The organism is Micromonospora sp. CNZ286 (genome assembly GCF_014207755.1).
Genome location: NZ_JACHIZ010000001.1, coordinates 1,557,175 through 1,570,501, shown reverse-complemented (window position 1 = coordinate 1,570,501; position 13,327 = coordinate 1,557,175). Strand labels below are relative to the sequence as shown.

The window sequence follows — 13,327 nt, the reverse complement described above, 5'->3', positions numbered from 1 at the left end:
CTTCATGCCACCGACCTTATGCATCGAGTCGATTCGATGCATCATCGACGAGCGGGATTGCGCCGTCTTGAGGTGATCTTTCCTGTTCAGCGGACCAGGATGTGGACCGCCCGGGCGGCGGCGACTGCCGCCACCAGCACCGCGTGCCGGGGCTCCGGCACGTCGAGCAGGCGCGGCGCGCGCAGTGCCGCGAGCGGGGCCAGCCGCCGGTCGGCCAGCACCGTGTCCACCGCACGCCGGTCGCCGCCGCACACCAGCGCCGCCAGCGTGCCCGCCTCCGGCAGCAGCAGGCGTACGGCCAGCTCGGCCGCGTCGCCCAGCGCGGCCTTCGCCTGGTTGTCGCGCCGCCGGGCGAACCGCTGCTGGGACCAGCCGCCCGCCGCGGTACGCCCCTGCACGTACCGGGTGTCAACCTTGGAGACCACCAGGTCGGTGCCGTCGGCGACACCGACCGCCACAGCGCCCTTGCGGGCCAGCAACAGGCCGAGCCGGCGGGCCGCCGTGGCGGAAGCGACGAATCCGGGTACGTCCGGCGACGCGCTCGCGCCGGGCGGGGTGTGCAGCTCGGCGGTGGCGCCGTCCGGGGCGGTGAGCAGGAGACCGTACTCCTGCGCGGTCGTCGTCGGCGGGCCGTGCCGGCCGGTGAAACCCTCGACCCAGCGGGCGACGCGGCCGGGGTCGACCTCGACCCACCGGCCACCCCCGGCGGCGGGTCGGCTGCTCATGGCCCGACGGTACGCCATCGACGGAACCCGAGACGCAACGCGGGAGGACACCGCTGCCGGTGCCCTCCCGCGTCAACCGCGTGGATCAGTGGACGGTGAGGTTGCCGCCCTTCAGCTTGACCTCGGCGGTCGCGCCGCCCGTCCAGTCGGACGACAGGAGCAGGGAGCCGCCCTTCCACAGCGTGACCCCGACGGTGTCGTTCCTACCGGGGGCGCCCCGGTCGGTCACCGTCACGGCCAGGGTCAGGCCGGAGGCCACCGGCTTGCCCTTGTTGTCGTACAGGGCGGCCTGGTAGCGCACCTGGGCGGTCCGGCCCGCCGAGGTGACGCCGAGTGCGTCGACGGGGCCGGCCTTGATCGTGTACGACTTCCCGCCGGAGCGGAACTCGACCTCGGCCCTGCCCGTGGCGGGCTTGTTCGCCTTGCCCGGCTTCGCATTCAGCTCCACCTCGACTGTGGAGTTCACGTCGGCCGGGTAGGTCCCCGCCGAGCGGGTGGCGGTGAACTCGCCGCCGCCGGTGAGGAACCCGCCGTCGGAGACGGCGACCGTGACCTGGGCGATGGTGCCGCCCGTGTAGTTGCCGCCCACCGTCGCGGTGACGGTGTGCGTGCCCTTCGGCAGGGTGGCCGTGCACGCCGCGGACGCGGTGGTGGTGGCCGTGCCGAGCAGGGCCGGCACGGCGGTGCACAGCGTCACGCCGTCCCTGGTGAAGGTGACTGTGGCGGTACGGATGTCACCGGCTGTGGTGTCCGTGGCGCCGGGCAGCACCGAGCCGTCCCGGAGCACGGCCCGCAGCAGCGCCTGGCCGGACGCGCCGCCGGTCGCGGTGTTCACGAGCGTGTCACCGGCCCAGCTGACCGCCGCGTCCTCGGCGGCGACGGTGACGGTGAACGAGGTGCTGCCGGTCAGCCCGGAGCCGTCGGACACGGTCACGGTGACCGGGTAGTCACCCGGGGCCGCCGTGGTCGTGCCGGCGACCGTCCAGGTACGCGTACCCGGACGGGCGTCGGTCGCCGAGGTGCTCGTGACGGCCAGGGACAGGCCGGCGGGCAGCCCGGTGGCGGCGGCGGTCAGGTCCGCGCCGGTGGTGTCGCCGTCGGTCGCGGTGACGGTGACGGCCGGCGAGAGCGCGTCGCTGTACTGCACGCTCACGCCACCGCCGGGGGCGGTGCTGGTGACGACCGGGGCGGACCGGATGGTGAAGTCGGCGTCGTTGACGTCGAAGAAGACGTTTCCGACGGCCTCGATCTTGATCCGGGCCTTCTCGGTCGCCACGTTCGGCAGCGTCACAGTCGCGGTGCCGGTGTTGGCGGTCTGCTCGGCCAGCACGTACGGGAAGGTCAGCCCGCCGTCGGCGGACAGCGAGATCTTCACCTGCGCGGCGTTCACCGGCGCCACGTCGGTGCCGGCGACGTCCCACGTCACGGTCCGGGTCGAGCCGCCGTCCAGGACCGCGGCGGTGTCCTGGGAGGTCACCAGGAACGGACCCGCGTCCGGTGCCAGCACCACGGCGACGTCGGCGCTGCCGATGCCGCCGCCACCCAGCCGCCCGTCCCGGGCGGTGAGCTTGAAGTGCAGGGTCCGGTCACCGGCGATGCCGACCCAGTCGCGGGTGGGCAGGAACTCCGAGTAGCAGTCGACCAGCTCGGCCGGCACGTTCGAGGCGCCACCGGTGGCCGGCGGTGCCGGGGCCGCCGGGCAGGTGCCGGTGGCGGCGTTGGTGTTGCCGGCCAGGATCTGCCTCATGTCCGGGAAGACCCGGGTCGAGTCGGTGGTGACCGAGTTCAGACCCGGCGAGTAGTACTTCAGCGTGTCGGTCGGCGACACGATCGCCGCCTCGCCGAACACCCGGAACAGCGGACCGTTCACCTTCGTGTTGTTCGTCAGCGCGGTGCCGGTCGTGGCGCCCCTGTCGTTCTGCTCCCACAGGTACGTGACAGTGTCCCCGTCGGCGTCGGTGGCGCTGCCGGTCAGCGCGAACGGCGTCCGCACCGGGATGGTGACGGTGTCCGAGACGGTGACCACCGGGGCGTGGTTGGAGGTCTCCTCGACCAGCCAGCCGCCGTTGTCGACGGCGCCGCCCTTGGCCGTCTCGCCGACGAACCCGGAGGCGCCGGAGGCGTTCGTCAGCTCCAGCGACGCCACGTTCGTGGTCGCCAGCGTGCCCCCGAAGGTCACCTGGAAGCCGTTGTCGTTGAGCGTGCCGCTGCCACCGAACGCGGCCACCGTGACCGTCGCGCCGGCCGGCCAGCCGGCGATGCCCTCGACGGCGGCCTTGATGCCGGCGGTGGTGTAGTTGACGCCCCGCACGATCGGCGCCGAGTCGGCGCCCGCGTAGCGGACGGTGAACGAGTCACCGTCGGCGTCGAACCCGTACAGCGAGACGTTCTGCACCTCGTTGATCGCCGGGCGGTTCGACGTGACGTAGTTGGTGATCTCGGTGTAGCTGCGGTGCGACCAGTACGGGTCGCTGTGCGGCTGGAGGTTGTCCTGCTGGCAGATGCCCGCGTACGCCATGATCGACGAACCGCTGCCCGGCTCGTACGAGTTGGCCGCGCTGCGGTTGCCGCCCGAGCAGTTGTACTGCGTGCCGTTGAAGGTGTGGTTGCCGGCGAACTGGTGACCCATCTCGTGCGAGACGTAGTCGACCGCGTAGAAGTCGCCGACCGGCGTCGGCAGGCCGGTGCAGCCCTGCGCCTTGCCGTTGCCGCCGATCACGCCGAGGCTGGCCACACCGCCGCCGTTGACGCCCAGGCCGACGTGGCCCACGTCGTAGTTGCTCGCGCCGACGAGCTGGCCGAGCACGACCCGGTTACGGCTGAGCGTGCCGCCGCCGCAGGAGGTGAGCTGCGCCGGCGTGAAGCAGGCCGCCGCACCGCACGGGCCGTTCGGCTCGGTGGCCAGCGCCGGCGTGTTCAGGTTGGTCTTGTCGGTGTCGTTGATCAGGACGAGCCGGATCGCGGTCTCGTCCTCGTAGATCTGGGTGACCCGGTTCATCAGCGTCACCTTCGCGGCGGTGACGTTCTCCGCGCCGAAGTAGGTGGCGTACGACGGGTCGGTCACCAGCGCCACCCGGTAGGTGCGCAGCTTCACCAGCGGCCCGGCCGGCACCTCCGCCTCGGCGATCTCCTCGGCCAGCGCGTGCGCCTTCTGCGTGACGTCCTCACGCTCGACGAACTCGCCCTCCGGGTGCTCCAGGTCGCGGGCGAAGTAGCTCGCGTACAGGCTCTGGTCGCGCTGGTAGTACGGGTCGATGTACCAGTTGCCCTCGGCCGAGCGGACCGAGGCGTGGAACCCGAGCGGGGTGAGGTCCGCCCGGATGGTCGCGGTCGGGTCGTCCAGGCCCTTGCCGGCGTACGTGGTGATCTCCGGGTGCTTCGCGGCCAGGCCCGCCTCCATGACCGGCGAGTCGACCAGCTCGAACCGTTGGAACGTGCCGTCCGGAGCGGGCAGCGACACCACCTGCTTCGCCACGTGGGCCACCGCGACGCGCTTCTCGGCCGGCGCCTTGTCCAGCAGGCTCTTCATGCTGCCGCGGTCCAGCTTGTACGCGGTCAGCCGCTTGGCCTTGACGGCGGCCTTGCGGCCCGCCTTGGTGGCGGCCGGCTTGCCGTCCACCTTCTGCCACGGTCCGTGGACAGCGGGTGCGGCGGAGACGGGCGCGGGCGCGGCGAGAACGGGAAGTGTCACCGCGGCCAGCGCGGCGACGAGGAGGGCAGCGGTCCGTCCGCGCCGGGGCCGGCCGGCGGGTTGCCGGTCGCGCGGCGGACGCCCCAGGGTGATCCTCAAGTCTTCTCCCTGCGGTCGGGTGTGGACTGATGCACGACCGGCGGGGATGACCGGGCGTACGTGAACGGTCCACGGATCGTTCCGTGACCCTAGGACCACTCGCGACCTCGAACATCAACCGGAAAGACGATGCGGTTCTACCTGGACGGTGATCCGCGCCGTCCCGGCCTGCGGGATCCGCGCTTCGCAAGGGCGAGCCGGCCGGCCTGACGGCCGAGAACACCTGCGGTCGTACGCCGGGCCGGGAATCGATCTTTCCGCCGCCCGGGACTGCCGGTTCGGCCGATCCCCCGGTAACGGATCGCGAACGGCCCCGTCATCGGCCCGGCATGTCGGGCCGTCCCCGTCGGTCAGACGCCGAGCACAGTGGCGACCGCGAGAGCCGCGATGATGACGCTGGACAGCAGCGCGGTGACCCGCCGCCCACGGGGACCGGTGAGGGCCCGGCCGATCAGCGTGCCGCCCCCGGCGATCAGCAACTGCCAGCTCGCCGACGCGAGGAAGACCCCGGCGGTGAAGGCGGCAGCGCCCGCCGGACCGGAGCCGAGCACGTCACCCCGGCCGAGGACGAGCGCCACGAAGTAGACCACAGTGGCCGGGTTGAGCAGGGTCAGCGCGAGAACCGCGGCGAACGCGCGCACCGGCGTGTCCAGCCCACCCCGCGCGCCCGGCTCCTGCGTCGTGCCCGACGGATGCGTGGTGGCCGACGGGCTCGGCGGGTGCGTTGTGGCCGGTGGACGCAGCGCGCGCCGGGCGGTGAGGCCGGCGAGAGCCAGCAGCACCCCCGCGGCGACCAGCCGCAGCGGACCCGCGAACGGCGCGAGCCCGCTCGCCACCGCGGCCCCGCCGAGCGCCGCCAGCGCCGCGTAGAGACCGTCGGCGCTGGCCACGCCGAGTGCCGCCGCCGCACCGACCCTGAACGAGGTACGCGCGCTGAGTCCGAGAATGAGGATCGCGATCGCGCCGACCGGAATGGCGACGCCGTAGCCGGCGACCAGGCCGGCCAGGAACGCCCCGGTCACGACGACGGGTGATGGGTCGAGGCGGCCGAGGGCAGGGTGCGCTGTCGACGCGCGGCGGTGGCCGCACGGACAGGAGCCTGCTTCGGGTACGCCTCGATCACCCGCTCATCCTGCACCCGGCTCCCTCACTCCGCGACCGCTTTTCCCGCGCGCCCGCACGCGCACCCCGCGCCTGGGCTGGGCTGGGCTGGGCTGGCTGGGCTGGGCTGGGCTGGGCTGGAGATCTTGGTACGAATCTGCCTCCTCGGGGGCGATCTCATACCAAGATCTCGCCGTTCCCGGCCCGACGCCGGCGGCAGTGTCGTCAGCCCACCTTGATCGACACCACTACGCCGAGGTGGCGGTATCAGAGCCACTTCGACCACACCACTTCGGCGTAACGGTGTCGATCAAGCCGAAAAGGCGGACAGTTTCCCACAACGAGGGAGCCGGATCCCGGCATGAGGGAGGCGAGGAGGTCTCGGAAGGAAACGGCCACCCAAGGGGCGATTTCGTACCAAGATCTCGCCGTTCCCGGCCCGACGCCGGCGGCAGTGTCGTCAGCCCACCTTGATCGACACCACTACGCCGATGTGGCCGCATCAGAGCGACTCCGACCACACCACTTCGGCGTAACGGTGTCGATCAAGCCGAAAAGGCGGACCGTTTCCCACAACGAGGGAGCCGGATCCCGGCATGAGGGAGGCAAGGAGGTCTCGGAAGGAAACGGCCACCCAAGGGGCGATTTCGTACCAAGATCTCGCCGTTCCCGGCTCGCCGCCGGCGGCAGTGCCGTCAGCCCATCTTGATCGACACCGTTACGCCGAGGTGGCGGCATCAAAGCGACTCCGACCACACCACTTCGGCGAAACGGTGTCGATCAAGCCCGCAGACACTACGGGCGCGGCAACCCCTTGGCAGGGGTGCCGCGCCCGTTGCGGTGACCGGGAGAATGGTCAGACGTTGAAGCCGAGCGAGCGGAGCTGGTCGCGCCCCTCGTCGGTGATCTTGTCGGGGCCCCACGGCGGCAGCCAGACCCAGTTGATCCGGATGTCGTTGACCAGGCCGCCGCCGGGACCGGTGGTCAGCGCCTGCCGCGCCTGGTCCTCGATCACGTCGGTCAGCGGGCAGGCCGCCGAGGTCAGCGTCATGTCCAGGGTGGCGACGTTCTCGTCGTCGACGTGGACGCCGTACACCAGGCCGAGGTCGACCACGTTGATGCCCAGCTCGGGGTCGACGACGTCCTTCATCGCCTCCTCGATGTCACCGATCGCGGCCTTGCCGCCGGCCGGCGCCGCCGCACCCGCGGCCGCACCGTCAGCGACAGCTCCGTTGACGGCCGCGCCACCGGCAACCGTGCCGTCGGTCGCCACCGCGCCGGTCTCCGAGGTCATGTTCTCGTCGCTCATGCCTTCACCTCCGGGCTCACGCCCACCCCGGCGCGTGCCGCGGCGTCCTTGAACGCCATCCACGACAACAGCGCGCACTTCACCCGGGCCGGGTAGCGCGCGACACCCGCGAACGCCACCCCGTCTCCGAGCACGTCCTCGTCCGGCGTGACCTGGCCCCGCCCGGACATCAACTCCACGAACGCCTCGTGCACCACAGCGGCGTCGCTCGCGGCCTTGCCGCGCAGCAGCTCGTGCAGGATGCTCGCCGACGCCTGGCTGATCGAGCAGCCCATCCCGTCGTACGAGATGTCGGTGAACACGCTGCCGTCTGTCGCCACCCGTACGGTGATCTCGTCGCCGCAGGTCGGGTTGACGTGGTGCGCCTCGCCGACCCGGGCGGCCGGATCCGCCGCCTCCCGCAGGCCACGGCCGTGCGGGTGCTTGTAGTGGTCCAGGATGATCTCCTGGTAGAGGGATTCGAGCTGCATCACTGGAACACCTTCCGCACCCGCTCCAGACCCGCCACCAGGGCGTCGATCTCCGCGGTGGTGGTGTAGAGGTAGAACGACGCCCGAGTCGTGGCCGGCACCCCGAAGCGGGTGCACACCGGCTTGGCGCAGTGGTGGCCCACCCGCACCTGCACGCCGAGCGAGTCGAGCACCTGCCCGACGTCGTGCGGGTGCACGTCACCGAGCGCGAACGAGATCGTCCCGCCCCGGCCGACAGGCACCGTCGGGCCGAAGATCCGCAGGTCCGGCACTGTGGCGAGGGCGTCGAGCGCGTACGCCGTCAGTTCCTTCTCGTGCCACTGAACAGCCGGCATGCCGATCGCGGTGAGGTAGTCCACGGCCGCGCCGAGCGCCACCGCCTCGGCGATCGGCGGGGTGCCCGCCTCGAACCGGGCCGGCGGCGCGGCGAACGTCGAGCCCGCCATCGTCACCGTCTCGATCATCGAGCCGCCACCCATCACCGGGGGCATCGCGGCGAGCAGCTCGCCCCGGCCCCAGAGCACGCCGATGCCGGTCGGCCCGCACATCTTGTGCCCCGTGAAGACGATGAAGTCGGCGTCGTAGCCGACCACGTCCATCGGCAGGTGCGGCACCGACTGCGAGCAGTCGAGCAGCAGCAGCGCGCCGACCTCGCGGACCCGCGCGGTGATCCGCGAGGTGGCGTTGACGGTGCCCAGGATGTTCGACATGTGCACCAGCGAGACGATCTTCGTCCGCTCGGTGACCAGGTCGTCCAGGCCGGACTCGTCGAGCCGGCCCTGGTCGGTGACGGGGAACCAGCGCAGCGTCGCGCCGGTACGCTCCGCCAGCAACTGCCACGGGACGATGTTCGAGTGGTGCTCCATCTCGGAGATCACGATCTCGTCGCCGGGGCCGAGCCGGAACCGCGGGTCACCGTCCGCGCGCAGCGAGGCGTTGGAGAACGCGTACGCCACGAGGTTGATCGCCTCGGTGGAGTTCTTGGTGAACACCACCTCGTCCACGCTCGGCGCGTTGATGAACGCGGCGATCTTCGCCCGCGCGCCCTCGTACGCCTCGGTCGCCTCGGTGCCCAGCGTGTGCACCGAGCGCGACACGTTGGCGTTGTGCAGCGCGTAGTGCTCGGCGAGCACGTCGAGCACCTGCCGCGGCTTGTGCGAGGTGTTCGCGCTGTCCAGGTAGACGAGCGGGTGACCGTTGACCTCCCGGTCGAGGATCGGGAAGTCGGCCCGCACCTTCGCCACGTCGAAGCGCGGCACGTCGTCGTACTGCGGCATGCCCGCCGGGATGGCCATCGAGGTCATGTCGAGTCTCAGGCCCGCGCCGCGCCGGCCCCGGCGACGTACCGCTCGTAGCCCTCTTCCTCGAGCTTGTCAGCCAGCTCCCGGCCGCCCTGCTCGACGATCCGGCCGGCCACGAAGACGTGCACGAAGTCCGGCTTGATGTAGCGCAGGATGCGCGTGTAGTGAGTGATCAGCAGCAGGCCGGTGTCGCCGGTGTCGCGCACCCGGTTCACGCCCTCGCTGACCACGCGCAGCGCGTCCACGTCCAGGCCGGAGTCGGTCTCGTCGAGGATCGCCATCTTCGGCTTGAGCAGCTCCAGCTGCACGATCTCGTGCCGCTTCTTCTCGCCGCCGGAGAAGCCCTCGTTGACGTTGCGCTGGGCGAACGCCGGGTCCATCTGGAGCTTCTCCATGGCGCCGCGCAGCTCGCCAGCCCAGGTGCGCAGCTTCGGCGCCTCGCCGTCGATGGCGGTCTTGGCGGTACGCAGGAAGTTGGCCACCGACACGCCGGGGACCTCGACCGGGTACTGCATGGCCAGGAAGAGGCCGGCGCGGGCCCGCTCGTCGACGGACATGGACAGCACGTCCTCGCCGTCGAGGGTCACCTCGCCGCCGGTGATCTCGTACTTCGGGTGACCGGCGATCGAGTACGCCAGCGTGGACTTGCCGGAGCCGTTCGGGCCCATGATGGCGTGCGTCTCGCCGGAGCGCACGGTCAGGTCGACCCCGTGCAGGATCGGCTTGAGCTCACCCTCGGGCAGCTTGACCGACACCTTCAGGTCGCGGATCTCCAGGGTGCTCATCAGCGGGTCACTCCATTGCTCGGCAGCGGACGGCCGTCGCCGTCCACGGAAAGGTAGATGTCGCCGTCGCGGACTTCGACGGGATAGACGGGTACGGGTTCGGTCGCGGGCAGCCCGGTGGGCTCACCGGTACGCAGGTCGAAACGGGATCCGTGCAGCCAGCATTCCAGCGTGCAGCCCTCGACCTCGCCCTCGGACAGCGCCACGGCGGCGTGCGAGCACTCGTCGTGCACCGCGTAGAACACGTCGTCCTCGCCGTGCACGATCGCGACCTGCACGCCGTCCACGTCGGCGCTGATCACGGTGCCCTTCGGCACGTCCTCGGTAGAGCAGATCTTGAGCATCAGGCGCCGGCCTTCGCCAGCCGCGCCTCGATGGCGTCGCCGAGGCGCTCGCGCAGGTCCTCGACCGGGATCTTGTTGATCAGCTCGGCGAAGAAGCCGCGCACCACCAGGCGCCGCGCCTCGGCCTCCGGGATGCCCCGGGCCATCAGGTAGAACAGCTGCTCGTCGTCGAACCGGCCGGTCGCGCTGGCGTGCCCGGCGCCGGCGATCTCGCCGGTCTCGATCTCCAGGTTGGGTACGGAGTCGGCCCGCGCGCCGTCGGTGAGCAGCAGGTTCCGGTTGATCTCGTACGTGTCGGTGCCAGTCGCCTCGGCGCGGATCAGCACGTCGCCGACCCAGACCGTGTGCGCGTCGTCGCCCTGCAGCGCGCCCCGGTAGCCGACGTTGCTGCGGCAGTCCGGCACGGTGTGGTCGACCAGCTGCCGGTGCTCCAGGTGCTGGCCGGAGTCGGCGAAGTAGACGCCGTACAGCTCGGCCTCGCCGCCGCGCTGGGTGTACTCCACCGACGTGTACTGACGGACCAGGTCGCCGCCGAGGCTGACCTGCACGTGCAGGATCCGGGCGTCGCGGCCCAGCCGCACCTTGAGGTGCTGCGCCTGCACCGCGTCGTCGGCCCAGTCGGCGACGGTGACCAGGGTCAGCTTCGCCCCGTCGCCCACAGTCACCTCGACGTTGTCGGCCAGCGTGGCCGAGCCGACGTGCTCGATCACCACTGTGGCCTCGGCGAACCGGTCCACCTCGACGAACGTGTGACCGAAGGCGAGCGCCTCGGCGTTCTCGCCGACCACCCGCAGGCGCACCGGCTGCTCCACCACCGCGTCGCGGTCGACGCGCACCAGCAGCGCGCCGTCGGCCCCGCCGTACGCGAGCGCGCTGACCCGGTCGAACGGGGTGAGCACGCTGCCCACCCGGGGGTCGTCCCGGCCGATCCGGTCGACGGTGACGCCCTCGGGCAGGTCACCGTACTCGTGCCTGACCGCGCCGGTCGCGCCCTGCGCCGACGCGGTCAGGCCGCGCAGGCGCTTGAGCGGGGTGAAGCGCCACTCCTCCTCCAGGCCGGTCAGGGCCGGGAAGTCGGCGACGTCGTACGAGCGGAGCGCCTGCGACTTGGTCGTGGGCGGCGCGGAAGCCTGGGTAGTCATCTCTTCCTTGGTCTGTTCTGCGACGAGGTGTCAGTGAGTCGGAGGGCGGGCGGCCGGCGTCAGCCGACCGCGCCCTCCATCTGCAGCTCGATCAGGCGGTTGAGCTCCAGCGCGTACTCCATCGGAAGCTCCTTGGCGATCGGCTCGATGAAGCCGCGCACGATCATCGCCATCGCCTCGTCCTCGCTCAGGCCCCGGCTCATCAGGTAGAAGAGCTGGTCCTCGCTGACCTTGGAGACGGTCGCCTCGTGCCCCATCGACACGTCGTCCTCGCGGATGTCGACGTACGGGTAGGTGTCGGAGCGGGAGATCGTGTCGACCAGGAGCGCGTCGCACTTGACGGTGCTCTTGCTGCTGGTCGAGCCCTCCAGCACCTGCACCAGACCGCGGTACGAGGTGCGGCCGCCGCCCCGGGCGATCGACTTCGACACGATGGTCGAGGAGGTGTGCGGCGCGGCGTGCACCATCTTGGCGCCGGCGTCCTGGTGCTGGCCCTCGCCGGCCATGGCCACCGAGAGCACCTCGCCCTTGGCGTGCTCGCCGGTCATGTAGACCGCCGGGTACTTCATGGTGACCTTGGAGCCGATGTTGCCGTCGACCCACTCCATGGTCGCGCCCTCGTGGCACACGGCGCGCTTGGTGACCAGGTTGTAGACGTTGTTCGACCAGTTCTGGATGGTCGTGTACCGGCACCGGGCGTTCTTCTTGACGATGATCTCCACGACGGCGCTGTGCAGCGAGTCGGAGGAGTAGATGGGCGCGGTGCAGCCCTCGACGTAGTGCACGTACGCGCCCTCGTCGACGATGATCAGCGTCCGCTCGAACTGGCCCATGTTCTCCGTGTTGATCCGGAAGTAGGCCTGCAGCGGGATGTCCACGTGCACGCCCTTCGGCACGTAGATGAACGAGCCACCGGACCAGACGGAGGTGTTCAGCGCGGCGAACTTGTTGTCGCCGACCGGGATCACCGTGCCGAAGTACTCCTTGAACAGGTCCTCGTGCTCCTTGAGCGCGGTGTCCGTGTCCAGGAAGACGACACCCTGCTCCTCCAGGTCCTCACGGATCTGGTGGTAGACCACCTCGGACTCGTACTGCGCCGCGACACCGGCGACCAGGCGCTGCTTCTCCGCCTCCGGGATGCCGAGCTTGTCGTAGGTGTTCTTGATGTCCTCGGGCAGGTCCTCCCAGGAGGTGGCCTGCTTCTCGGTGGACCGCACGAAGTACTTGATGTTGTCGAAGTCGATCCCGGTGAGGTCGGCGCCCCAGTTCGGCATCGGCTTGCGGCCGAACAGCCGCAGGCCCTTGAGCCGCAGGTCGAGCATCCAGGCCGGCTCGTTCTTCTTGGCCGAGATGTCCCGCACCACCGCCTCGCTGAGGCCGCGCTGGGCGGACGCCCCGGCGACGTCGGGGTCGGCCCAGCCGTACTCGTAACGGCCGAGGGCCGCGAGCTGCTCCTCCTGGGTCAGGGGCTGGACGATCTGCTCGGTCATCTATCTGTCCTCACAGTGGTGACGGTGGAACCGGACTGGGCGGGAATGTGCGTGGTGCACACGCCGTCGCCGTGCGCGATGGTGGCCAGGCGCTGTACGTGAGTGCCGACCAGACGGGAGATCACTTCGGTCTCGGCCTCGCACAGCTGAGGGAACTCGGCGGCCACGTGCGCCACCGGGCAGTGGTGCTGGCAGAGCTGGCCGCCGGAGGCGATCGTGGACGCGTTGGCAGCGTAACCCTCGGCGGTCAGCGCGCCGGCGAGCGCCTCCGCCCGCGCGAGCGGGGCGTCTCCGGCGTCCTCCATGGCCGACCGGCAGCGGGCCTCCAGCGCGGAGACCTGCTCGGCCGCGAACGCCGCGACCGCCTCGGTGCCGCCGGTGCGGGCGATCCACCGCAGCGCGGCGGTGGCCATGTTGTCGTAGTGGTGGGTGCCGCAGCGACCGCGGCCCGCCTCGGTGAGCGCGAAGACCTTGGCCGGGCGGCCGCGCCCGCGGCTGCCGCGGACGGTCTGGTCGCGGGCGACCACGTCACCGTCGGCGAGCATCGCGTCGAGGTGGCGGCGGATCGCGGCCGGGCTCAGGCCGAGCGCCGAGCCGAGCTGCGCGGCGGTGGTGGGGCCACGCTCCAGCAGCAGCTGGGTGACCCGGTCGCGGGTCGACAGGTCGGCCGGAGCGGTCTCCCGCTCGCCGGGCCGTACGCCGCGACGTGCGCGCGAGCCACCGGCGACCGGACCGGTCACCGGCGTTCGGGAGAGCGCCGCCGCGTTTTTCACAACGGCAACGTTACGTAATTCGCCGAGGGCCTGCAAACCCGGGGTCCGGTGATTCCGACCACCGGGGTGCCGGAGTCACCCGATCGGGATCAACTAC

General features: G+C 71.1%; 11 protein-coding genes. All 11 read right to left on the bottom strand.

What is annotated here, in order from left to right; translation table 11 throughout:
* Positions 1-86: 86 nt before the first annotated feature.
* The 11 genes from FHX31_RS07440 to FHX31_RS07390 all read right to left on the bottom strand — a co-directional run bounded on the left by FHX31_RS07440 (position 87) and on the right by FHX31_RS07390 (position 13,230).
* Positions 87-725, bottom strand: a complete 639-nt coding sequence (locus tag FHX31_RS07440; protein ID WP_184975597.1) for an acVLRF1 family peptidyl-tRNA hydrolase — start codon at positions 723-725, stop codon at positions 87-89.
* An 85-nt stretch (positions 726-810) separates the two neighbouring features.
* A complete protein-coding gene (locus FHX31_RS07435) occupies positions 811-4,515 on the bottom strand; it encodes a reprolysin-like metallopeptidase (protein ID WP_486481655.1) in 3,705 nt (1,234 codons plus the stop codon).
* Between the two features lie 350 nt (positions 4,516-4,865).
* A complete protein-coding gene (locus FHX31_RS07430; protein WP_184975594.1) occupies positions 4,866-5,537 on the bottom strand; it encodes a LysE family transporter in 672 nt (223 codons plus the stop codon).
* Positions 5,538-6,472: 935 nt separating this feature from the next.
* On the bottom strand, positions 6,473-6,925 hold the full coding sequence (locus tag FHX31_RS07425) for a metal-sulfur cluster assembly factor (RefSeq protein WP_402881951.1): 453 nt from the start codon (positions 6,923-6,925) through the stop codon (positions 6,473-6,475).
* A complete protein-coding gene (gene sufU, locus FHX31_RS07420) occupies positions 6,922-7,395 on the bottom strand; it encodes a Fe-S cluster assembly sulfur transfer protein SufU (RefSeq protein ID WP_013287442.1) in 474 nt (157 codons plus the stop codon). Before sufU ends, FHX31_RS07425 begins: the two co-directional genes overlap by 4 nt.
* A complete protein-coding gene (locus FHX31_RS07415; protein WP_013287443.1) occupies positions 7,395-8,699 on the bottom strand; it encodes a cysteine desulfurase in 1,305 nt (434 codons plus the stop codon). Before FHX31_RS07415 ends, sufU begins: the two co-directional genes overlap by 1 nt.
* Positions 8,700-8,707: 8 nt before the next feature.
* On the bottom strand, positions 8,708-9,481 hold the full coding sequence (gene sufC / locus FHX31_RS07410) for a Fe-S cluster assembly ATPase SufC (RefSeq protein ID WP_013287444.1): 774 nt from the start codon (positions 9,479-9,481) through the stop codon (positions 8,708-8,710).
* A complete protein-coding gene (locus tag FHX31_RS07405) occupies positions 9,481-9,825 on the bottom strand; it encodes a non-heme iron oxygenase ferredoxin subunit (protein WP_013287445.1) in 345 nt (114 codons plus the stop codon). The genes sufC and FHX31_RS07405 overlap by 1 nt, the downstream gene beginning before the upstream one ends.
* Entirely contained in the window at positions 9,825-10,967 is a 1,143-nt protein-coding gene (gene sufD / locus FHX31_RS07400; RefSeq protein WP_013287446.1) for a Fe-S cluster assembly protein SufD, read from the bottom strand. The genes FHX31_RS07405 and sufD overlap by 1 nt, the downstream gene beginning before the upstream one ends.
* Before the next feature lie 59 nt (positions 10,968-11,026).
* Positions 11,027-12,457 (bottom strand): Fe-S cluster assembly protein SufB, encoded by a 1,431-nt coding sequence (gene sufB / locus FHX31_RS07395; protein WP_013287447.1) that lies wholly within the window; start codon positions 12,455-12,457, stop codon positions 11,027-11,029.
* A complete protein-coding gene (locus FHX31_RS07390; RefSeq protein WP_013287448.1) occupies positions 12,454-13,230 on the bottom strand; it encodes a helix-turn-helix transcriptional regulator in 777 nt (258 codons plus the stop codon). Before FHX31_RS07390 ends, sufB begins: the two co-directional genes overlap by 4 nt.
* Positions 13,231-13,327 lie beyond the last annotated feature (97 nt).